Origin of the sequence: Paenibacillus sp. FSL F4-0236, assembly GCF_038000135.1 — a bacterium.
Lineage (GTDB): Bacteria > Bacillota > Bacilli > Paenibacillales > Paenibacillaceae > Paenibacillus_AQ.
Window position 1 is genome coordinate 4,260,100 of sequence record NZ_JBBOBK010000001.1, and the last position, 21,912, is coordinate 4,282,011.

A 21,912-nucleotide genomic window follows, 5' to 3' on the forward strand; every position below is an offset into this window, starting at 1 on the left:
TTCACATTTTCAGTAAAACAGATGCCAAAAAAGGCATGAGCAACACAGTATAAAGGTTGTTATCTAACGCTAAGGTTAGATTACCCCAAGATGGGGACTAGCAACCAAAATACTGTAAATCACTCATGCCTGATCGAATCAGTTACACGCTTGGTATTCTGTTTTAATTAGGACACCGATATTGTAGCACCGTTTTTTTGTAGTGACAAGCTTTTTTTTAAATATAAGAAAGTATAAGTTTCACTTTATACATTATCCTTATATTTCTCGCTTCGTCTCCATACCCACTTCATCCTCTTTCTTCTGGGCAAGACGTTGCAAATGAACTGTCAAATAACTGACCTCTGCTGGATACACAGGAATTCGCACTCGGTTCTCAATCACCTTAGTTAATTGCCAAGCCAAGGTATACATTTCGGGATACTCTCGTTTCATAAGACCATCCAGCGTAGAAGTCTCCCGCACTGATTCTCCACGGCGCAGTCTTTCTAGAACAAATCGTAGATGAGTCACCAACCGCGAATAATCAAGTGAATCACGTGGAATTCGATATTCGAGATTATTCTCTACAATTCCGATCAAATCACCAATCAAAAGAGAATGCTGTCTGACCTCGGAAATTTGTCTATTACTCAGCGCGCTAACGATATGAAGTGCAACAAAACCCACCTCATCTACAGGCAATTCCACGCCCATGCCTTCATTAATCCGCTCAATCGCATACTCTGCCATCTTATACTCTTCAGGATAAATTTCCTTAGTCTCATACAGAAACGGATTATGAATTGGGATGTCTTGTTCATAACGCCGTATAGCAAATGAGATATGATCAGTGAGTGCAATATGAACATGCTCATTAAGTGGTTGACTACTGCTATGCATAATATATAACAAAATTTCATGTACAATCTCAATCAACTTCTCATCCACTTGGGGAAGAAGCTGTTTATATTGTTCCTGTTCTTCTTGGCTGCGGAGAATAAACATCTTCTCCACAGAGGATAGGTTAATCCGATCATGCAATTTTCGATTAAAACCTATCCCTTTTCCAATTACTACAACCTCGGAATATTGGGGATGGTCCGCAATGATAACGTTGTTATTTAACACCTTTGCTACAGTTATGCTACTCATTTTTGCCACCTCTTTTATCTCTAAACACCTGACTTCCAAGCAGCAAACGCAACATGAAACGGTACGATTAAAAAACTCTCGTTACCATCATATCATCAACATTCCGATATTAGAAGAACACTCGCATTCTATTTTACCCGGAAGGTTCGGCTGGAGAACTTGTATACCAACGTCACGGCAATAACCATATAAGCAATCGTTCCCGCAAGAACAACTAGCGTAAATAGTGACGATGCTTTTGGAAATCCGATACAAGCGACGCTTAGTCCCAATACAATGCTGTTGACGATAAAAAAGAACGGATTTTTCATGTTTAGCTCCGTGCTGTACGGTTGAAAGATATAATACATGAACAAATGGTGCACTGAGAAGAACAAGGAAAGACAAAGAATCGTTACCCAAAAGATCAGCGCATCCATCAAACCCCAATCTGCACCAGAGAGCAGAAACAGCAGAGTACATGCTAAACATATGGCGACAGCAGGAATAAGATTAAGGCCACTCAATTTAATTAGACGAATCTTAAAATTGTCTAGAATCGCAGCTTGTTCACGATAGAATCCATAGCGCAACAAGCTTAGATCACAATTGTAAAACATCGCTTTGCATACGCGCTCACCTATAGAGGTATAGTTCATTATAAATACAAAAAAGGGAAGTCCACCGAGCAGATATGCTGTAAATTCGGACGAAGTCTCCGGCGAAATAAGCATCATTAGGACAGCCACTATAAAGAGCACACCAATGATCGTTAAACGCCTCTGGATGGGTTGAATCAACAAGCGTTTATGCCTGGAGAAAAAAATAGCATTTAGGTAGGCGTAACCTGTCTTTCCTTGAAAAGCTTTCCCTTTAAGTTCTTCCGACGAAAAGTCCTTCTCCTTGGTCTGAACATCTGCCACCCTCGCTTCTTTCATCATCCGGTTCATATCCAGCAATGGATCATCTATCTTGGTAACGACATCTACAGCACTGCGATAGTTAGGATATTTCCCAATATACACAGCTGCAATTCCTCCAAGTACAACAATCACAAAACTCACTGGGACACTAAATCCTGTCGCATCATTTACAAAAGCATATCCTAGATAAAGAGGCACATAGGCAAGTAGGCCACCTAGGCCAATCACCGACCACACCCAGCTCATCTTTTTAACTAACACAATTTCTTTTTTGTCAAAAAACCAAAGATTTAGCGCCTCGGTGACTATTCTCCAGGCCGTTAACAGTAGTGTTAGCCATACGCCATGCCATAGCGGTGCCCCAAAAATCCCCGCAAACACGGTTAATGCCGGAATAAAATATATAAAGAACGTTAGCCCTTTAATCAAAAGCGTAGCATGCATATACTGTTTCGCCGGAATTCTCATCAGCTTCACACAGATATATTTATCCCGTTTGGGCTCTAATATAAATACATTCGAAACCCCAGCCACTATAAAGCTCAGAACTATAAAAATATGTAAGAACAATGCATACTGTTCGGCGAGCGGCAATTCTTTGTGTGTAAGGACGATTGGCAAATAGATCACAATTCCCAAATAGGCGAACTTGCCTAAAAACCCCCACACTACCTTCAATGCAAGTACTATCCCAGCGAAGACTTGTTTTAGTGCAATGTTAGAGTAAATATCCCCTTTTAAAAGTTTGCCAAGAACAGGCAGCTTTTTGAAATAGTAAATCAGCCGATTGGCTCCGGACGAACCTCTAATCCTCTGAATGCTGCGAAGTGTGCTAATCATTGTTGCCATCCTGAAGTAAAGCTATAATTTGCTCCTCAAATTCTGGACTTTGCAGAGTCTCACGCGGAATTTCTTGAAGGGTTCCATGATTTAGAATAACCAACTCGTCACATAAATCAGCGGCTAATTGCAAAATATGCGTAGAAAAAATAATGATGTGATCCTGCTTCATCTCACGCAGCAATTTCTTGATCTCAAGAGCCACAACCACGTCAAAAGAAGTTAAAGGCTCATCTAATAAAATCAAAGGCGGACGAGTAATGATAAAGCAGAGCATTTGAATTTTATTCTTCATCCCGTGGGAATAACCCTTAATCAGTCGGTGTCGATCTTCTTCCTCAAACTTAATAATTGAAAAATAATCTTCAATGCTTTTATTCGGATCGATCTTTTCACGGTTGATGTCCATATAAAACTTTACGAACTCATAACCTGTCAGAAACTCAGGCAAAATGGGTAGGGAAAATACATATCCGATGTCCTCGTCACGAAGCGGACGGGCACTATCCTTCTCACCAATAAAGGCAGCTCCGCTATCCATTTGGATCTCACCACTCAAACAATTGAAAAGTGTAGTTTTACCTGCTCCATTCCGTCCAAGCAGCCCGTAGATCTTCCCTCTTTCAAAGGTGAAGTCTGCATCTTTAATCACCTGTTTACCATCGAAGCTTTTATGGATATGATCTAAAGTTAGTTGCACGCTCGCGCACCTCTCCTATTCTATAGCTAAGACCCAAAACATAGAGTAAGCCCGGTAGCAATCACCGAGCTTACCTTAAGTTAAATCATTCTATAGTAGTTATTGCTTTAACTAGTCCTCAGGTTGCTCAGCCACAGAAGTTGAAGCTTTGCTCGCTCCCCCCGATGCTGCTGGAGGTTGTATGGAGGTCACTGGTGTGACCGGAACAGCCTTGCTTCCAGTTGACCCTGAGGATCTAGTCGTCAGCCCTTTAATCAGGGCCTCTACGTCAATTCCAGAGACGCTCTTCAACATCTCAGGAGCCGTAGACATCAACTGGGTTACATAGTTGCTGACACGTGCCGCACCTTCACCATTACCGGTATCTACAACCGTAAGCTTATCAATGGATGCCAGCGGCTTCGCGATTTGGCCAGCCAAATCAGGCAGCATTTTGACGATAATATCGAGCACGGCGGCTTCGCCGAATTTCTGGAAAGCTTCCGCCAGCTTTTCTTTGGCTTCTGCTTCCGCTAGACCGCGCAACCGGATAACCTCAGCATCCGCTGTACCTTTAGCCAGCTCTGCATCCGCCATCGCTTGACCTTCAAGACGCTTCTGCTCAGCTGTCGCTTTAGCTTGCGTTTCAATACTATATTGCAAGGCATCTGCCTCACGCATTCTCTTCGCCTTATCAGCTTCCGCCGCTTGCTCTACTGCGTAACGATCCGCTTCCGCTTTTTTCTTCACTTCTGCGTCGTACTGCTTCTCGCGAACTTGAATTTCTTTGGCTTGCAAATCGATTTCACGTTCCTTACGTACCAGCTCAACCTTCATCTGTTCTTCAACAACGGTCTGCTTTGCACGTGCCTCTTGAATATGATAAGCCTGGTCGGCTTCCGCTTTCGCTGTATCCTGATCCCGTTTAAACGCAGCCACCTTAAGCTGGTTTTCCTTGGAGGCTTCGGCGATATTCGTATCCCGCAGCAGTTCTGCTTTTTGCCCTTGCTCTTCAGCGTTTGCCTTTTGAATTCTCGCATCCCGCACTGCTTCTGCTTCAGCGATCTCTGCATCCCGCTTCACTGCAGCTATCCGCGGTTTACCTAATGCGTCAAGATATCCATGTTTGTCTCGGACATCCTTGATAGTAAAGGAAACAATTTGCAGACCCATTTTCTTAAGATCACGTGCCGCCACGCCTTGAACCTCTTGCGCAAAACGGTCACGGTTACGATATACTTCCTCAACGGTCATCGAACCGAGAATGGCCCGCAGATGACCCTCAAGAACTTCTTGTGCTTCGCTCTTCAGCGCTTCAATCGGTTTGCCCATAAATTGCTCAGCGGCTGTCGCCACATCTTCAGTCGAGCTACCCACTTTAATAATCGCTACACCGTCAGCAATAACCGGAACCCCTTGTTCGGTGTATACTTCCGGGGTCGTCACATCGAGTTTATGAGAAAGAAGCGACATAAATTCAGCCTTCTGAAAGATAGGGAGGATAAATGCCCCGCCCCCACGTACTATCTTTATTTTACGACCAGATCCATCGTCTGAAATATGATTTTTCCCCAAGAACGACCCCGTTACGATCATCCCTTCATCTGGTCCAACAGTTTTGTAACGTGCCCAGAATGCGATACCTAGCACAAACAAAACAGCAACGACAACAGCAGGGACTAACAAATACTCAGGAATACCGAACATTAAAGATCCACTCCTCTTCTCTTTTCGAATTCTGACACCAATGCAACGCCTTCTCTAACCTCCACTACAACAACTTTAATCCCTGCCGGAAGCAGCTCATGATCAAAGCTTGCTGCCGTATGCAGGCTATTGCCGGCGCCAAACTTTACCATAATCTCACCATAACCCGTGGCGGGAACAGGAATTGTGATTTCCCCGATCTTGCCAGGCAGATCATTCATAGAGAAACCATTGGACATTTCGCTTTTTTCCATGGGCTTAACCACCCCTAGATACATAAGTACTCCCAAAAAAGCGGCGGCTAACAAAGATAAAGCAATGATCGCCCCAGCTTCCAGAGCGCTGTACCGGGTTAGAAGAATGCCCGCTCCGCCGAACACGGTTATTCCTCCTGCCAGTACGGTGGGATTCAGAAAATCTACGGATACGAAATCAAAGACTCCATGCAAAGCATCTCCGATCACATCACCCACCAGGACGCTGACTATGGCAAATATGACGCCTAGCGCCAAGCAGCCTAAATACAGCGTTTGCATATTTACTTCCTCCTGTCTTCATTCAGGACTGTCATATTACTTTAAACGAATAAAGTAGGTCATTGGTTTCACAAACTTTGGATATTTACCCATAAAAGTTCCATTCTGAGGATAAAGGTACGAAAAATCCGGTCAGCAGCAGCGGAGATCGGCGACGATGTCAAGGAGAGATCCACAGTAGAGCATAAACGCAAAGAAGCGATTCATCCATTATGGAAGAATCACTTCTTTGACGTTCTATAACATCTTCTAGACTAAAGACGAAGGGTCTCTTTCGTAGAAGAATTTACTTACAAAGCCATTTTATAAATTTCAACTACATCCTCACGGTCAAGCTTGCGGAAATTACCAAACGGTCCGAAACGAACCGCCTTATCAGCCATACTGCCGATCTCGCTGTCATCAATATCATAATCAGCGAGTGTCTTCGGTGCACCAATGGAATCCCAGAAGCTACGCAGCGCTTCAATTCCTTCCAGCCCTATTTCCTTATCGTTCTTGCCCGCAGGATCAACTCCAAACACGTTTACAGCAAGCTTGCGGAAACGGGCAGGATCAGTATCGATATTATATTTCATCCATTGTGGGAACAGAATGGCCAGGCCTCCACCGTGTGGAATATCGTATACAGCTGATACTGCGTGCTCGATGTTGTGAGTCGCCCAATCTCCTGCAAAACCCATGCTAACCATACCGTTAAGCGCCATTGTGCCGCAATACATGATCGTCTCACGCAGTTCGTAATTATTCAAATCTTCAATAAGCTTCGGTGCGGTTTCGATCACCGTACGTAGCAAAGTCTCACAGAAGCCGTCTTGTACCGGTGTGTTGCCATCAGTATGGAAATAGTGCTCCAGAACATGAGACATGATATCTACCATGCCGTAGACCGTCTGATCACGTGGCAGAGTGAAGGTATTCTCTGGGTCAAGAATCGAAAATGCCGGGAATGCATGAATACTGCCCCAGCCCATTTTTTCCTTGGTCACTTCGTTGGTGATTACAGAGCCGCTATTCATTTCTGATCCTGTAGCTGCCATCGTCAGCACTGTACCGAGTGGGAGAGCGTCTTGAGCAGCTGCCTTACGTTCAACAAAGTCCCACATGTCACCATCATATTTCGCCCCAACAGCAACTGCTTTAGCGCAGTCCAACACGCTACCGCCGCCTACAGCGAGGATGAGGTCGATATTATGCTCGTGACACAGCTCTACACCTTTATGTACGGTGGAAAGGCGTGGATTCGGCTCTACGCCTGAGAGTTCAGTAACCACAGCATCTATTGCACTCAGCTCAGCCATTACCTTATCGTACAGACCGCTACGCTTGATACTACCGCCACCGTACATCAACAATACATTCTTGCCGTACTTAGGAACCTCAGTCTTCAACGCTTCCAGCGTACCCTGTCCAAAAATCAGCTTGGTAGGATTATAAAAATCAAAATTACGCATATGTGTAAACCTCCATTAGTTATTTCAGAATGTTTTGCTCACTCGTATTATAAACCTCTGAATTGCCGCATTCAAATGGATTAGCTTCAAGCCACATAAATATCCCCACAAAGTGGTGCTTTGCTTCGATGCAAACTCAGGTACTTTGCGGGGACCCCAAATATATAACCTAAAAAAAAGATGTCCTTAAGCCTACAGGCTTAAGGACATCTTTTTTCCAAACTTTAGATCGCGCCGAAGCTCTTCACGAAACGACGGAAAGCAGCTTGCCCTTCCGGAGTCCGTTTATAGACACCCGCGTGTTCAAGAATATGTGTAAACTTGATGCCGACTTCGTTCTGCACAATCTTGACGGCTTCTTCATGCTGTAATGCCGTTCCGAAACGCTCTACAAGCTCTTGAACCCAAGCAGCGTGCTGCGCAAGTGGATGACTAGGATCATTCTTCACCGCTTCTAATAGTGCTTGATCTCCTGTAAGGATGCTCGCAATAGAATCGAGCTCTTCCTTCAGACGACCTGGCAGAATTGCGAGTCCCATAACCTCAATCAAGCCGATATTTTCCTTCTTGATATGGTGCATCTCCCGATGGGGATGGAAAATCCCTTCAGGATATTGCTCGTTAGTCCGGTTGTTACGCAGCACGAGATCCATCTCGAAGCTGCCATCTTCCGCCCGACGAACGATTGGAGTAACGGTATTATGAGGCTGCACTTCACCATCAACTTCGCTGAACGCCAACACTTCTGCATCAGGATCACTATACGCCTTCCAAGCTTCATAAAGTGCATTGCCACACTCCAGCAATACCGCTGGATCTTCACCATTTAAACGTAATACGGACATAGGCCATTTTACGATATTAATGCTGACACCCGGATAAGATGCATGCGTGAACGAATCTTCCTTAGGCGCTTTCTGAATAGGGAAGGTATGACGTCCACCTTGAAAGTGGTCATGTGTCAGAATCGATCCGCCAACAATCGGCAAGTCTGCATTCGAGCCAATAAAATAGTGCGGGAAAGATTCCACGAAGCTAAGTAGTCGCTTCAAGGTATCCTTGGTAAGCTTCATTGGCACATGATCATGATGGAATACAATACAGTGCTCGTTGTAGTAAACATATGGCGAATACTGAAAGAGCCATTTCTCATTATTCAGCTGAAGTGGAATGACACGCAGGTTCTGGCGCGGCGGATGATTAACCCGACCAGCATACCCAACATTCTCGCGGCACAGCAGACATTTTGGATAGACCGGCGGCGGGAGCAAGCGGGCCATAGCAATTTCCTTCGGACTCTTCTCAGGCTTGGACAAATTGATTGTCATCTCGATGTCACCGTAAGGCGAATCTTGCAGCCAGTAGACATTCTTGGAAATCCGGTCCATCCGGATATAGTTGGAATCTATGCTTAATTTATAAAAGCGATCTGTAGCCGCGGAGATACCTTTTTCAGCAGCTAAACGGTTGAACTCCGCATTTACGTCTGATGGACGGGCCATTAGGAGTCCCATAATCTTGGCATCCAGCAAGTCACGGTAAGTGTCGCTATTCTCTGGAATCAATCCGATTTCAAAACCATAATCAATCAGTGCATCCAGTGGAACCTGTGGACCTGTAAGTGGACTTTGATCGATCTCGCCGACGAACGGCTCACTAAATCCGAACTGATCTAGCAGCACATTACGGCTATAGTCTTCATCTGATGGAGCAATGAGCTGCTCACGTAGTGCAAACAGAACTAGCTGCTCAATCGCATGTAAGGCTTTCTGGCCAGCAGGCGTAACCTTATTCTCGTTGTGCATTTTCAATTCTCCTTAAGTAGGGTCTCATGCTCTAGTTAAGCTATCTAAAGCCCCTTATTCTCCGTATCCCTGCGGATTGGCAGAATGCCAGTTCCAGGCGCTTTGAATGATATTCTCTAAGTCAGCATGCTGAGGGTTCCATCCAAGGATAGAGCGCGCTTTATCGGAGGAAGCTACCAGTACTGCCGGATCTCCAGCACGGCGTTCTTGAATAACTACAGGGATTTCTAGTCCTGTAACTTTCTTCGCAGTTTCAATAACCTGTTTTACCGAGAAGCCAAGTCCATTTCCCAAGTTAAAAATATTACTGCTGCTTCCGCTACGCAGATAAGTTACTGCGCGAACATGGGCGTCAGCCAGATCGCTAACATGAATGTAGTCACGCACACAAGTACCGTCTTCTGTAGGATAGTCGTCTCCGAATACGGCGATGCTCTCCCGTTGCTTCAAAGCGGTTTGCAATACCAGCGGAACCAAATGACTTTCCGGACGATGGTCTTCACCGATTTTCCCACTAGCATGTGCACCTGCAGCATTAAAGTAACGAAGCGCTACATATTTGATACCCAGTACTTTATCAAACCAAGCCATCATGCGTTCCATAGTCAGCTTAGTTTCGCCATATACGTTTGCTGGCTCGGTACGGTCTGTTTCTTCAATCGGCACCTTTTCCGGTTCGCCGTAAGTTGCAGCTGTAGACGAGAATACGATTTTGTTCACGCCAGCTTTTTGCATAGCTTCCAAAAGGCATTGTGTACCGTATACGTTGTTGTCATAATATTTCACTGGGTCCTTCATGCTTTCACCAACCAAAGAGCTTGCTGCAAAATGGATAACCGCATCAATCTCATTCTCGGCGAACAGCTTGCCAAGCAGCTCCTTATCACGCAGATCGCCTTCGTACAGCTTGCCACCCAGTAGCGCCTCACGATGCCCTGTTAGCAGATTGTCGATGACAACCACTTCTTCGCCGCGATCCAACAGCTCTGCTACAGTATGAGATCCAATATACCCCGCTCCACCTGTTACTAAAATTGCCATTTGATTACACTCCCTTCAATTCTTGGACACCATTACCGATGCCGCAAACGTAGAACTCACCAACCAAACCAGATCTTGTGGTATATGCCTCGCCTACTTCACGAATGAAACGTTCTACATCATCTTCATGTACCAAGGATACAGTACAGCCACCGAAACCTGCACCAGTCATACGGGAACCCAGTGTACCGGGAATACGCTGTGCTTCTTCAACCATAATATCTAGCTCTTCACAGCTAACTTCATACAAATCACGCAAGGAAGTATGTGAGTCATTCATAAACTGTCCAAACTGCTTCAGATCATTGTTCTTTAAGACCTCAACGGATTCTAGTACACGTTGATTCTCTTCCACAACATGGCGAGCGCGGCGTCTAACAATTTCATCTGTGATTTTATCTTGATGTGCTTCGAATTGTTCATGATTGAGCTGTGCCAGATAAGCTAGTGAAGGAACTTCTTTTTGCAAAATAGACAAGGCCTCATCACACTGCTGACGACGCTCATTGTACTTGGAATCTACAAGTCCTCTGCGTTTGTTCGTGTTGCCGATAACCAGTTTGTAAGCACCTGTGATGAAAGGTACCAGATTATATTCAAGCGTATCACACATTAACAGGATTGCATGATCTCGTTTGCCATTAGCAACTGCGAACTGATCCATAATTCCGGAGTTTACACCTACGTACTGGTTCTCAGCACGCTGAGACAAGAGTGCAATCTCAACGGTATCCGTGTCGCCGCCTTCGAGAGTTAGGAAAGCATAAGCAGTCACGACTTCAAGAGAAGCCGATGAGGACAAGCCTGCGCCATTCGGAATATCACCATGGAACAGCAGATCGTAACCTTTAGATACTGGAGTGTTTTTCTTCTCCAATTCAACCATTACTCCAACCGGATAGTCGATCCATTCTCCAGTTTTGGCCTTGCCAATTTCACTATAATCAATAGATGCTTCATAAGGAAAATTAGTAGATGCAAAATTCACTTTGCTGTCACTGCGTGGACGAACAATCAATGTTGTTCCGAATTCCAAAGCTGCCGGCAGCACGTATCCACCGTTATAATCCAAGTGCTCTCCAATGAGATTAACACGGCCTGGTGCATAAAATACTTGAGCTTCTTGCTCGCTTACCCCGTACTTTTCGATGAATTTCTTTTTAAGTTCCTGTGTGCTCATTAATGCCACTCCATCCTTTCGCTGCTTCAGCCAGTGGGAATAAGTAAAGCGTTCTTTATGTATTCATTATAATAGAATCAGTCATCCTCTGATAATGCAATCATGTGTGTAATGTATGGATAAATGTGACTTCCCATAATATAATAATTACACAAATAATTGATACACCCTAAACTATAAGCCATAAAATGACAATAACACAAGAAAGGCTGTCTCAAATGGAGCATACTTATTCCGTAGGATCTAATCCCGTATATTACGATAAACAAAATCTCCATGTACTGTTTGCTGGTCAAAGTCAGACGATTCCTATGCATCAAGCTGGCCCTAAGATTTACGATTATTATTTACTTCACTTTATAGAGTCTGGCTCAGGTGTTTTCCGTACTGAACATCATCAATATGCACTGGGAAAAGGTGACTGCTTCCTTATTCATCCAGGACAGCTGGTCAGTTATGTTTCGGATAAAGATCAGCCTTGGTGCTATCGCTGGGCAGCTTTTACTGGGAGTGAGGCTGATAGCCTCGTGCTGCAGACAGGCTTTACACCTCAAAAACCTGTGGTGACTACAACGGGTGATAGCGTCATCCCAGGTGCCCTTTCCAGTATCATGCAAGCCTTCAAAGCAAACAAAGAAAGTGCACACCTAACTTCTCTAGGGTATCTTTATCTCATTGTAGGTGAAGCCGCAGATTTACTCTCTTCCTTCTCCCGTCTTCCTGGAGCTGAATCGCAGGTTAAGCGTACTGTGAAGCAAATGATCCACTACATGGCCTCCCAATATGCTCATCCAGTATCCATTGAACAAATGTGTGATACTCTTGGCTATAACCGGGCCTATCTATCCCGTGTATTTAAGCAAGAGACCGGATTATCTCCGGTGACCTACTTGCTGAAGCTGCGCATTGAAAAGTCCAGACAGCTGCTGCGTGAACGGCCCGAGCTGTCCGTGGAACAGGTAGCAGCATCCGTGGGGCTCACCGATGCTTTATACTTCTCACGCCAATTCAAACGGTTTTGTGCTCAGTCACCCACCGCTTACCGTCTCACAACGACTAGACATGTAAAAAAGACAAATCAGTAAGGGAAGCCTTTGAAAAAGGGATTCACATATTAGGCAAGTCCAATATGTGAATCCCTTTATTAAGCTGATCTTTCAGTTAGCTTCGGTTATGTTGCATATAGACTCAGATATTCAGGGTAAGCACGAAGATGTATCTCTTTTGCCCTTTTCTGAGCCATTTCCTTCAGTTCTGGCACTTGCTCCGCTTCAACATAGTCAGCGAGAACATCAATCACATCATCAAGGAGCTTCGCTCTAAAATAAAACTCAATCCGTTCCAATATTGCAAGGCCTGCTAAATCAATAACTAGATCCCTACAGTAAGTCCAATCTTTTGATTTATAGAGCGGCCAAAGTAGTACGGAATAATCCATTGCAGCGTCTCCAAAAACCGTAAGGTCATCCCAATCAATAATCCAAAATTCATTATTATCATTGACTAAGATATTCTGCCAATTCACATCATTGTGTACGATGTCCGACGCCTTTCTCTGAAAAGAAGGGTGCTGACTAACCATAATTCTCAAAGCTTCCACTTCTGTATCGAACCAATCTAAAGTGTCCGCCGTTACGAAGTCCAGCAAATGCTTTTCCGCTCTAATAATTTGCAGATCTTCTTCAAATCGATTGATGTATTCGTCAGTAAATGCGGCGGCATAATTGTAGTCCTCATCCTCACTTACAACTGCCATCCTAATTCCTTTATCCGCATGTAATTGATGAAGGGACCTCAGAACCTTTTCAACCACTGGCAGTGGATCGGAAATGGAGCTTAATGGTTTACCTTCGATAAAATCAAACACTAAACCATAAGAATAACCAGATGTTATTTCTTGTGTAATCTCCCTAATCAACCGTGGTGCCTTGTAATTATAAGTCAAATGTTCACTGATCTTAACCCACTGTTTAAGTCCTGCTGCTTTTTGTTCTTGCGAGAGTTTTAAATGACGAAAGGTTTGACCATCCGTTATGCGATAAGATTGGTTTACAAACCCTCCAGGATTCCAAATATACTTAGCCTCAATCTTCGACCTATTTAAGCCTATAGATTCCGAGTTGGCTTCGGCCCACTCTTTCACCTTGTTCTCATCTTGAAGCAACTCCATCGATGCAGCTCATCCCTTCACCTACGTCTTCATCCAGTTCCATTCTCCGTTTGAAGAATAGTCTCAATGCGATCCAATTCTGCCTGCGAGAACTCCAAATGCTGAAGTGCAGCTATATTCTCTTCAATTTGACTAATTCTGCTAGCCCCTATCAATGCAGAAGTAATCTTCCCATCACGTAGTGTCCAAGCTAGTGCAAGCTGCGCCAAACTCTGGCCTCTTGAAACAGCAAGCTGATTTAACGCGTGGATCTTGCGCTTCACATCCGGTGTAATTCGGCTCTCATTTAACGCAGCAGAGGGTTTGGCCGCTCTTGATCCTTCTGGGATTCCATTTAAATACTTATTGGTTAACAATCCTTGAGCCAGAGGTGTAAAAGCGATACTGCCAACTCCACTCTGTTCCAGCACACCCTGTAAACTACCCTCAATCCAGCGATCGAGCATAGAATAACTCGGCTGATGAATTAAGAGCGGCGTTCCTAAGCTGTTCAAGATTCTAACCGCTTCGAGCGTCTGCTCCGCGGTATAGTTAGATAATCCTACATACAGAGCTTTGCCGGAACGCACAGCATGGTCTAACGCCTGCATGGTTTCTTCAAGAGGTGTTTCCGGGTCCGGCCGATGCGAATAATAGATATCAACATAATCTATACCCAGCCGCTTCAGACTCTGATCCAGACTAGCCAGCATATATTTACGCGAACCCCATTCGCCATAAGGACCGGGCCACATGTTGTACCCTGCTTTTGTAGAAATCACCACTTCATCTCGATATGGAGCCATATCACTTGCAAGCACTTTCCCAAAGAGCTCTTCTGCTGAACCCGCTGGTGGTCCGTAGTTGTTGGCTAGATCAAAATGAGTAATTCCAAGATCAAAAGCACGAGTGATCATTTCTCTGCCATTCTCGTAAGTATCAATTCCACCAAAATTCTGCCAAAGTCCTAATGAGATTGCCGGAAGCTTAAGACCTGAGTTCCCACAACGGTTATAACGCATGTCTTCATATCGTGCTTCATTTGCTACATATACCATTGCTTATCCCTGCCTCTCATTACGCGCTGTTTCTGTACTACCTTATCTTTAAACTACTAAGCGCAATAATAATCTGGCAACCGACAAGCGATGAGATTATCCCTTCTAACCAAGCAGATCCTTTACACTGCCGAGTACTTTCCCAATCCGATCTGTAATCAGAAGATCAGCTTGATCATCAAAAGGTGTCGGGTCGCCATTCAGCAGCACCGTACGTTTGCCCCGGAAATAAGTAACTAGACTAGCTGCAGGCTGGACCGTAAGAGAGGTTCCACCAATCATAAGCATATCTGCAGCTGCTATCGCTTCGACAGAACTCACCAGCACCGAATGGTCCAATTCTTCTTCATATAGCACAACATCCGGCTTAATAATACCACCACATTCGGGGCAGCGAGGGACGATCTCAGTGGTACTTAGGAGCTGCTCCAGCCCGTAATAACGTGAGCAGTCCATGCAATAGTTACGATGAATGGAACCATGCAGCTCAAGTACCTTTTGGCTACCCGCCAGCTGATGTAGGCCATCAATATTTTGCGTAATAACTGCTTTAAGCTTGCCCTGCCGTTCTAACTCTGCAAGCAGCAGATGTGCGCCATTCGGACGAGCATCGGGATGAATCATTTTACTGCGGTAAAAATCAAAAAAAATGTCCGGTGAGGACATAAAAAAAGTTCGGCTCAGCATCACTTCAGGCGGATAAGGTGAATTGTGCTGAGTCTGGTATAATCCTGCTGCCGAGCGGAAATCCGGGATCCCACTCTCTGTTGACGTACCTGCCCCTCCGAAAAAAACGATGTTGTCACAGTCTTTAATCCAAGAAGCAAGTGTCTGCAATTGATCCATATGTTGTAGCACATCCTTTCCATTAGTATGCTGATCAGTAGGTGATCCTTAGCTCATTATAGCTAGAAATAATCACATCTGCGTCAATCAAGTGATTTCCATCACCCATGTTGGAGATTCCAACGGCGAGGCGTAAGCCTGCACCTTTACCCAATTGCATATCTGCATTACTGTCACCAATAATAATCGTCACTTCAGGAGACAGCCCCAGCTCCCGGCAGGCTAATTCAGCCATTTCAGGTGCGGGTTTTCCGTTTAATACTCTGTCTCTTGTAACTACCGAATGGAAGTAATGAGCAATACCTAGCCAATCCAGATGCTCCTGAGTGGTCTTTGCGCCATCTGAGGTAACCACCCCTAGCTTGAGTGATGCAGCCGCGCACTGTTCCAGAAAAGGAAGAAGCCCTTCTAGAGGTTGTGCCGTGCGGCGTTTACGTAATTCATACATAGCGTCCTTAGCTATACTCTTTACACGGGTCAACGCTTCATTCCAAGGAACACCCGCAGCATATAGCTGCCATGCAAGCACACCATAACTTTCTTCTTCTGTAGCCATGGTGAGCGGCCCTGCTGGATCATAACCAATCAACTTTCCTGCAGCATCATGCTGGGTACCTAGCACTTTACTCCGATCCACGATAAAATTAGTTCCCATAATCGCAAGCTGATTTTCCATTCCACACAGTACAAGCTCGGCCCAATTCCCCCAAGTGGCTAATAGATCCAATAACGTGCCATCTTTGTCGAACAATATTCCTGAACAGGGTATGCATTCATCGTTAATCTGTAATTCTGGCATAAGTATCCTCCCTTTGTTGGAAAGACCGAAGACTACCTGATATTCCCAAGCCAATCCAGCATGGCTCGCACAGTGTCCTTTTGCTGTTCTTCTTCGGAAATGGTTGCTTTCCCGTCTCCTTTTTGTGGTCCATAACTTCCAAACTGAGCGTGATTTCCACCGACGATTGAACTATAAACCGTATTATCTGGCAAATAGGAACGTCCTTTGTTGTAGCTGTCTCTGTCAATAACCTGATCCTCTGTACCCACTACCGACAATACTGACAAAGTAGTCTCACGCAGACTACCTTTTTCATCTGGATAAGAAGCCAGGAAAAACACACCTTCCAGCTGGTCCGCATGCTCAATCGCATAACGTGACGCCATGACACCCCCAAGCGAATGCCCACCTAGAACAAAAGATTGCTTTGGATGCACACGAATAATCTCTTCTGCAGCATCGCCCTTTGTTACTGCTAAATTAAGCGGCATTTTAGCGATGTAGAATGGATGCCCCGCAGCAGCAATGCCCTTCGCCAGTGGGGAGTAAGCTTCTGGTTTCACCAGAGCTCCAGGGTAAAATATGATCGAGGCCCCCTTAGTAATGGAGGGTTCGAACGAAATCCAGTTTTCATTCTGTTCAACTGTAACTCCACCACTTGAAATCAGTGCAGTTTCGGCTTCTTCAGCCGGTGCATACGGAGTTAAATATTTCCAAAGCAGCAATCCGGCTACAACAAGAATGATTAGTACAATTAAACCAATACGACGCTTAGTTATTCTTTTCTTCAACATGCTCCACTCCCGGATGTTACTGCATATAAGAAAATTATAGTAGAAACCCACTGTTCTAACAACCTTCAACACATCGCCACATTTGGCACTTATGACAACGCTTTCAATAGTGAGTTAATTCACAATTCAATTGAAGAAAATCTTGTATTTTAAAATTAAAGCATCAAGCATCTTTGGGGGGAAGTCATGGTAGGGGAAAACTCGCTAGACACGCCTGGAAAGACCTTTTTTCTAAATTTACGTTTTGTTCTCATTGTTACTGTAATTGTTGGAAACGCCATAGAACCATTGATAGGCTCAATGAGCAGCTTGCATAGCTTATATATGTGGATCTTCAGCTTTCATATGCCGCTCTTCGTACTTGTTACGGGCTTTTTTGCCAATAAACACCTTACGGGTACACAAGGCCGTCGGATTATCATGCAAATCGGATTGCAGTACATTATTTTTCAAAGCCTCTACTCTGTGCTGGACGCCACCATATATCAGGTGCAGGGTATCCATCATTCCTTTTTCGCCCCCTATTTGCTCTTATGGTTCCTGGCAAGTCATGCCTTCTGGCGTATACTGATGATCGGGATGCGTAAATGGGCGCCTGCCACTCAATTCATTTTTGCTGTCGCCGCTGGAATTGCCGTTGGGTACCTACAGCTTGATGGCGTATGGTTCAGCATTAGCCGCACTTTTGTATACCTGCCATTCTTCGTATTAGGTTATCATTTTTCGTTCCAGTCCTTTTCTCGCTTTTTTCAAAAATGGATTAAAATTACCGCTGCCGCAGTCTCCATCCTTCTATTCCTTCTGTTTGCATCTTGGGGATCAGACTTGCCGATAGGCTGGCTTTATGGAAGTATGACCTACATGCAGCTTGGGCTTCAAGAATGGTACGCAGGAATTTATCGTCTGGGCGTTTACGGGCTACAAATCACTGCTGCACTAGCGTTTATGGGGTGGATTCCTTACTCGCTTAGCCGGCTGACTGACTGGGGTTCCCGTACGTTATATGTTTTTCTACTTCACGGATTTATCGTTCGTTTTGCTGCTATTTCTGGCCTGTACGCTTATATCAACCATTCTATAGGTGCCATGTTATTGGTGCTTTCTGCAATCTTACTGACCATTCTCTTAGCCCAACCAAGTGTAAAAAGGCTGCTGCATCCTATTGTTGAGCCCCCCGTTGGCTGGATGATCACCCTGCAGCGTGTTGCCTTAAGGCGCTCATTATAAGTGACCTATCCCCTTGCGGATAGGTTTTTTTATACTATTTAAGGTTGGTCTCCTCATGAGAAACTTCACATTGTCCGGTAGAAAAAACGTGCTCTTTGTGATAGACTCACTAATAACAATGACTTCTCCGTTCATTATAGGCGGGAACCGTTTATACCAAAACAGCGGCATTTTTTATAGAATCGGCTTCGCCTTCTTCTCTAGGAAGCTCGTCCCCGTTCATTCTATAAACCGTATATACGCAGGTCTTTGGAGTTCATTGCGTTAATGCGACACTATATTTCATTGCAATTTATTTAGGGGGGAAATGTCAATATGGCAGCTAAGAAAATGCGTTCAGACATGATTAAAAAAGGCTTTGACCGTGCTCCACACCGTAGTCTCCTGCGTGCAGCCGGAGTAAAAGAAGAAGATTTCGGAAAGCCGTTTATTGCGGTCTGCAATTCCTATATTGATATTGTTCCCGGTCATGTGCATCTTCAAGAGTTCGGTAAGATCGTTAAGGAAGCGATTCGTGAAGCTGGCGGCGTTCCTTTCGAATTCAATACGATCGGTGTTGATGACGGTATCGCAATGGGACATATCGGCATGCGTTATTCACTACCAAGCCGTGAGATCATCGCTGACGCCTTGGAAACTGTCGTTTCCGCGCATTGGTTCGATGGCATGGTCTGCATCCCTAACTGCGATAAAATCACACCGGGAATGATGATGGGCGCATTGCGTGTCAACATCCCAACGATGTTCGTAAGTGGTGGTCCAATGAAAGCCGGCGTAGACAGTAAAGGTAAAAAGCTCTCCCTTACCTCCGTATTCGAGGGCGTAGGTGCTCACCAAGTCGGAAAAATCAATGATGCTGAGTTGCTTGAATTAGAACAATTCGGTTGTCCTACCTGTGGATCTTGTTCAGGAATGTTCACTGCCAACTCCATGAACTGTTTGGCAGAGGCACTTGGACTGGCATTGCCAGGTAATGGTACCATCCTAGCTGTAGCTGATGAGCGCAGAGAATTTGTACGCAGATCTGCCACTCAACTGATGGAACTGATTAAGTTAGACCTTAAACCAAGAGATATCGTAACTAAAGAATCACTCGATAACGCTTTTGCACTGGATATGGCAATGGGTGGCTCCACCAATACGGTGCTACACACCCTTGCACTGGCTCAAGAAGCTGGTATCGATTATCCGCTTGAACGCATTAACGAAGTGGCTAACCGGGTTCCTTATTTGGCGAAGCTGGCTCCAGCATCCGATATTTTCATCGAAGATGTGGACCGCGCAGGCGGCGTTAGTGCCGTCTTGAATGAATTGCTGAAGAAACCAGGTGCTCTGTACGGAGACTGCATGACGGTTACCGGCAAAACATTAGCCGAAAACGTAATCGGACATGAGATCCAAGATACTTCCGTTATTCATAAGATCGATAACCCTTACTCCGAAAGAGGCGGTCTCGCCGTCCTATACGGTAACCTGGCTCCTGAAGGCTCCATCATTAAAGTAGGTGCAGTAGATGCTTCTGTTGGTGGATATCACAAAGGTCCTGCGATCTGCTTTGATTCCCAAGAATCCGCACTCGAAGGTATCGCTAACGGTAAGGTTAAAGAAGGCCATGTAGTCGTTATCCGTTATGAGGGTCCAAAGGGTGGACCGGGAATGCCGGAAATGCTAGCTCCTACATCGCAAATCGTGGGGATGGGTCTTGGTGCTAAGGTTGGTCTGATTACAGACGGACGTTTCTCGGGGGCTTCCCGCGGAATTAGCATCGGGCACATTTCTCCAGAGGCTGCTGAAGGCGGCCCGATCGCTTTTGTTGAAGATGGAGACATCATTGAACTCGACCTCAACAATCGCAAGATTGAACTCCTGGTTGACGAAGAAGTATTAGCGGTTCGCCGTACGGGCTGGAAAGAGTTTGAGCCTAAAGTTAAGACTGGTTACCTGGCTCGCTATTCCAAAATGGTTACCAACGCAAGTAACGGTGCAGTACTGAAGATTTAATTAGCAAATCCGAGTTCTAGTTGTTCCTAGCATACAAGAGCAGTCTACCTTAGATAATCTATGGTCGGACTGCTCTTTTTTATTGGGCACAAGAAAAAACGCCCCACAATCCATTTCTGGTTTGTGAGGCATCTATATTACGTTTCATTATATAAGACTAAATAATATCATGAATCAATTCGTTACTGTTGCTCCTGGCAATTCCACTTCTGTGAGTGAATCATTAAGTGACAACGCTTCTTCTTGCTGCGGTTTACGTTTTCTTACTGACCTTTCATCATGAGGCAGTTGCTTATTCATCTTCTTGAGTAATTCTGAGACAGGCATCAGGATTAGCTTCGGTACAAGGACCTCACTACGCTCCTTGAGCCTAGCACCACCATCTGGATGAATCACACTTAACAGGATCTTTAAGTAAAACTTGGTGGAGCGTGCGAATATGCCATCGGGCAAATCATGTACACTAAAGCCGAATTTCTCTGGCCCACGGTTAATCATACTAACCCCATAGAGTGCTTTGGCTTGCGCGAGGTTTACATCTTCGGCAATAACTTCTGCCAGCATTGGCAACCCTTTCTCCATTCTCCGGATCATTCGAATCGCAAGTTGAGCAGAAGAACGAGAATGAATACCTAACTCGAATAATTGCCTGTTATCAATATGCAGCTCAATGACTTTATCACCTTTACTCAGCAAGGTTCCATCACCAAGTTCAACAGGCTCTCCCTGATATTTACGCATTCGATAATGCATGAATGGATCGGCCGGATTAATCGTCTTGATCTGGAACATTACTTGGAATACCTGCTCCCAAGCCAACCAGAGTCCGACCAGTACTCGTTTACCAAAGGATAAACGCCGAATCGGTGATTTCTCCGCCATCTTGATCATGTCATCCACTCGAATACTGCGCAGTCCTCTTCTTTGGGCCTCCTGCAGCGTCAGTTCAAGGGCTACAAGCATATTCTCAGGTGCGTCCGGATCGGCACCTAACGTTGTGCCACTATCATGCAGCAGCATCACTTCACCGGGATTCAATCGCGCCAGCATCTTCTCAGTGAGACGCTGCGCACCAAGCTTCTCACGCCAATCTCCAAACATTACCGACCATAGAACAATTTCAACTTGGCGACGCTTGGAAATATCGAACAAATTGACAATCCCCCAAGGTGGACGGTAATAAGTACTACGCTCGCCTATTATGTTGTAGATAATATCATTCGTGCGCTGAATCTGCCGACGAACGGTTGCGGGCCGCATGAGCCAGTTCGTCTTGTGAACATAATTATGAATTCCAATAAGATGTCCCTCTTCATGTATCCGCCTAATAAGATCCGGATAACGTTCAGCGTTAGATCCTACTACAAAAAAGGTTGCTTTTGCATCATACTTCTTCAATAAATCCAGAAGTAACGGTGTAAATCGAGGGTCAGGTCCATCATCAAAGGTCAACGCGAACTCATTTCGCCCAGTTCCTTTACGAAAGACACGGTAACCAAAAATGCGGCTAATCATACCCGGGATAAAAGCATAAAAAGATGAGATATAAAATAACCAGAGCAGCAAAGTCTGCATATGAATTCCTCGCTTTTCCAGAGTTGACTTTGGCTCGCCTTACGTCTGCAAGCAGAACCTGTGATACGGCCAAGTGAAGTTAGATAAAAAATACGTTACCCCCTATTTTAACACATGTATCAAAGAAATAGACGGTTTTTAGGTAAAATCATGTACAATGTATTCAAGCTGACCTATCAACTTATTAAAAAAGGGAGTTGTTT

18 protein-coding genes are annotated in these 21,912 nt (G+C 44.9%); 3 read left to right on the forward strand and 15 right to left on the reverse strand.

Translation table 11 applies throughout. The features are described 5' to 3' along the window. Positions 1 to 258: 258 nt before the first annotated feature. From glcT to NSQ29_RS19235, 9 genes are all read right to left on the reverse strand, one after another. Positions 259 to 1,134 (reverse strand): glucose PTS transporter transcription antiterminator GlcT, encoded by an 876-nt coding sequence (gene glcT / locus NSQ29_RS19195; RefSeq protein WP_341049354.1) that lies wholly within the window; start codon positions 1,132 to 1,134, stop codon positions 259 to 261. Positions 1,135 to 1,262: 128 nt separating this feature from the next. Next, positions 1,263 to 2,876: a hypothetical protein gene (locus NSQ29_RS19200; protein ID WP_341125847.1), complete on the reverse strand. Its 1,614-nt coding sequence runs from the start codon at positions 2,874 to 2,876 to the stop codon at positions 1,263 to 1,265. Continuing rightward, entirely contained in the window at positions 2,869 to 3,576 is a 708-nt protein-coding gene (locus tag NSQ29_RS19205; RefSeq protein WP_341049357.1) for an ABC transporter ATP-binding protein, read from the reverse strand. Before NSQ29_RS19205 ends, NSQ29_RS19200 begins: the two co-directional genes overlap by 8 nt. Positions 3,577 to 3,687: 111 nt before the next feature. Further along, positions 3,688 to 5,262 (reverse strand): flotillin family protein, encoded by a 1,575-nt coding sequence (locus NSQ29_RS19210; protein WP_052404202.1) that lies wholly within the window; start codon positions 5,260 to 5,262, stop codon positions 3,688 to 3,690. After that, positions 5,262 to 5,798 carry a protease gene (locus NSQ29_RS19215; protein ID WP_283910889.1) on the reverse strand — a complete coding sequence of 179 codons (537 nt, stop codon included), beginning with the start codon at positions 5,796 to 5,798 and terminating at the stop codon, positions 5,262 to 5,264. The genes NSQ29_RS19210 and NSQ29_RS19215 overlap by 1 nt, the downstream gene beginning before the upstream one ends. Positions 5,799 to 6,088: 290 nt before the next feature. Beyond that, positions 6,089 to 7,252 carry an iron-containing alcohol dehydrogenase gene (locus tag NSQ29_RS19220; protein ID WP_340968246.1) on the reverse strand — a complete coding sequence of 388 codons (1,164 nt, stop codon included), beginning with the start codon at positions 7,250 to 7,252 and terminating at the stop codon, positions 6,089 to 6,091. Between the two features lie 224 nt (positions 7,253 to 7,476). Next, positions 7,477 to 9,057: a UDP-glucose--hexose-1-phosphate uridylyltransferase gene (locus NSQ29_RS19225; protein WP_341125848.1), complete on the reverse strand. Its 1,581-nt coding sequence runs from the start codon at positions 9,055 to 9,057 to the stop codon at positions 7,477 to 7,479. A 54-nt stretch (positions 9,058 to 9,111) separates the two neighbouring features. Then, on the reverse strand, positions 9,112 to 10,098 hold the full coding sequence (galE, locus tag NSQ29_RS19230) for a UDP-glucose 4-epimerase GalE (RefSeq protein ID WP_042186143.1): 987 nt from the start codon (positions 10,096 to 10,098) through the stop codon (positions 9,112 to 9,114). 4 nt (positions 10,099 to 10,102) lie between these two features. Then, complete coding sequence (locus NSQ29_RS19235) at positions 10,103 to 11,278, reverse strand: galactokinase (protein ID WP_042186141.1); 1,176 nt, start codon at positions 11,276 to 11,278, stop codon at positions 10,103 to 10,105. 188 nt (positions 11,279 to 11,466) lie between these two features. Between NSQ29_RS19235 and NSQ29_RS19240 the strand changes: the two genes are divergently transcribed. Continuing rightward, a complete protein-coding gene (locus NSQ29_RS19240; RefSeq protein ID WP_339302279.1) occupies positions 11,467 to 12,363 on the forward strand; it encodes an AraC family transcriptional regulator in 897 nt (298 codons plus the stop codon). 86 nt (positions 12,364 to 12,449) lie between these two features. On the opposite strand, the gene NSQ29_RS19245 is transcribed toward NSQ29_RS19240, so the two are convergent. The 5 genes from NSQ29_RS19245 to NSQ29_RS19265 all read right to left on the reverse strand — a co-directional run bounded on the left by NSQ29_RS19245 (position 12,450) and on the right by NSQ29_RS19265 (position 16,906). Next, positions 12,450 to 13,448: an aminoglycoside phosphotransferase family protein gene (locus NSQ29_RS19245; protein WP_341049364.1), complete on the reverse strand. Its 999-nt coding sequence runs from the start codon at positions 13,446 to 13,448 to the stop codon at positions 12,450 to 12,452. Between the two features lie 29 nt (positions 13,449 to 13,477). Beyond that, a complete protein-coding gene (gene mgrA, locus NSQ29_RS19250) occupies positions 13,478 to 14,485 on the reverse strand; it encodes an L-glyceraldehyde 3-phosphate reductase (protein ID WP_341125849.1) in 1,008 nt (335 codons plus the stop codon). A 105-nt stretch (positions 14,486 to 14,590) separates the two neighbouring features. Then, a complete protein-coding gene (locus NSQ29_RS19255; RefSeq protein ID WP_076284245.1) occupies positions 14,591 to 15,331 on the reverse strand; it encodes an NAD-dependent protein deacylase in 741 nt (246 codons plus the stop codon). 34 nt (positions 15,332 to 15,365) lie between these two features. After that, positions 15,366 to 16,130: an HAD family hydrolase gene (locus NSQ29_RS19260; RefSeq protein WP_341125850.1), complete on the reverse strand. Its 765-nt coding sequence runs from the start codon at positions 16,128 to 16,130 to the stop codon at positions 15,366 to 15,368. Positions 16,131 to 16,162: 32 nt separating this feature from the next. Further along, positions 16,163 to 16,906, reverse strand: a complete 744-nt coding sequence (locus NSQ29_RS19265) for an alpha/beta hydrolase (protein WP_341125851.1) — start codon at positions 16,904 to 16,906, stop codon at positions 16,163 to 16,165. 186 nt (positions 16,907 to 17,092) lie between these two features. Here NSQ29_RS19265 and NSQ29_RS19270 point away from each other — a divergent pair, with 186 nt between their 5' ends. Together NSQ29_RS19270 and ilvD are read left to right on the forward strand one after the other, a co-directional pair. Further along, positions 17,093 to 18,133, forward strand: a complete 1,041-nt coding sequence (locus tag NSQ29_RS19270) for an acyltransferase family protein (protein WP_076284248.1) — start codon at positions 17,093 to 17,095, stop codon at positions 18,131 to 18,133. Positions 18,134 to 18,448: 315 nt separating this feature from the next. Further along, positions 18,449 to 20,134 (forward strand): dihydroxy-acid dehydratase, encoded by a 1,686-nt coding sequence (gene ilvD, locus NSQ29_RS19275; protein WP_042125516.1) that lies wholly within the window; start codon positions 18,449 to 18,451, stop codon positions 20,132 to 20,134. Positions 20,135 to 20,308: 174 nt separating this feature from the next. Here ilvD and NSQ29_RS19280 read toward each other — a convergent pair whose 3' ends face one another. Then, a complete protein-coding gene (locus tag NSQ29_RS19280) occupies positions 20,309 to 21,709 on the reverse strand; it encodes a polysaccharide deacetylase family protein (protein ID WP_076284250.1) in 1,401 nt (466 codons plus the stop codon). Positions 21,710 to 21,912: the final 203 nt, after the last annotated feature.

Bases quoted from the DNA above. Each gene is read 5' to 3' on its own strand.
- NSQ29_RS19260 (WP_341125850.1), bottom strand. From the start codon at position 16,130: ATGCCAGAATTACAGATTAACGATGAATGCATACCCTGTTCAGGAATA.
- ilvD (WP_042125516.1), top strand. From the start codon at position 18,449: ATGGCAGCTAAGAAAATGCGTTCAGACATGATTAAAAAAGGCTTTGAC.
- NSQ29_RS19255 (WP_076284245.1), bottom strand. From the start codon at position 15,331: ATGGATCAATTGCAGACACTTGCTTCTTGGATTAAAGACTGTGACAAC.
- glcT (WP_341049354.1), bottom strand. From the start codon at position 1,134: ATGAGTAGCATAACTGTAGCAAAGGTGTTAAATAACAACGTTATCATT.
- NSQ29_RS19245 (WP_341049364.1), bottom strand. From the start codon at position 13,448: ATGGAGTTGCTTCAAGATGAGAACAAGGTGAAAGAGTGGGCCGAAGCC.
- NSQ29_RS19280 (WP_076284250.1), bottom strand. From the start codon at position 21,709: ATGCAGACTTTGCTGCTCTGGTTATTTTATATCTCATCTTTTTATGCT.
- galE (WP_042186143.1), bottom strand. From the start codon at position 10,098: ATGGCAATTTTAGTAACAGGTGGAGCGGGGTATATTGGATCTCATACT.
- NSQ29_RS19210 (WP_052404202.1), bottom strand. From the start codon at position 5,262: ATGTTCGGTATTCCTGAGTATTTGTTAGTCCCTGCTGTTGTCGTTGCT.
- NSQ29_RS19200 (WP_341125847.1), bottom strand. From the start codon at position 2,876: ATGATTAGCACACTTCGCAGCATTCAGAGGATTAGAGGTTCGTCCGGA.
- NSQ29_RS19265 (WP_341125851.1), bottom strand. From the start codon at position 16,906: ATGTTGAAGAAAAGAATAACTAAGCGTCGTATTGGTTTAATTGTACTA.
- NSQ29_RS19270 (WP_076284248.1), top strand. From the start codon at position 17,093: ATGGTAGGGGAAAACTCGCTAGACACGCCTGGAAAGACCTTTTTTCTA.
- NSQ29_RS19215 (WP_283910889.1), bottom strand. From the start codon at position 5,798: ATGCAAACGCTGTATTTAGGCTGCTTGGCGCTAGGCGTCATATTTGCC.
- NSQ29_RS19240 (WP_339302279.1), top strand. From the start codon at position 11,467: ATGACAATAACACAAGAAAGGCTGTCTCAAATGGAGCATACTTATTCC.
- NSQ29_RS19235 (WP_042186141.1), bottom strand. From the start codon at position 11,278: ATGAGCACACAGGAACTTAAAAAGAAATTCATCGAAAAGTACGGGGTA.
- NSQ29_RS19225 (WP_341125848.1), bottom strand. From the start codon at position 9,057: ATGCACAACGAGAATAAGGTTACGCCTGCTGGCCAGAAAGCCTTACAT.
- NSQ29_RS19220 (WP_340968246.1), bottom strand. From the start codon at position 7,252: ATGCGTAATTTTGATTTTTATAATCCTACCAAGCTGATTTTTGGACAG.
- mgrA (WP_341125849.1), bottom strand. From the start codon at position 14,485: ATGGTATATGTAGCAAATGAAGCACGATATGAAGACATGCGTTATAAC.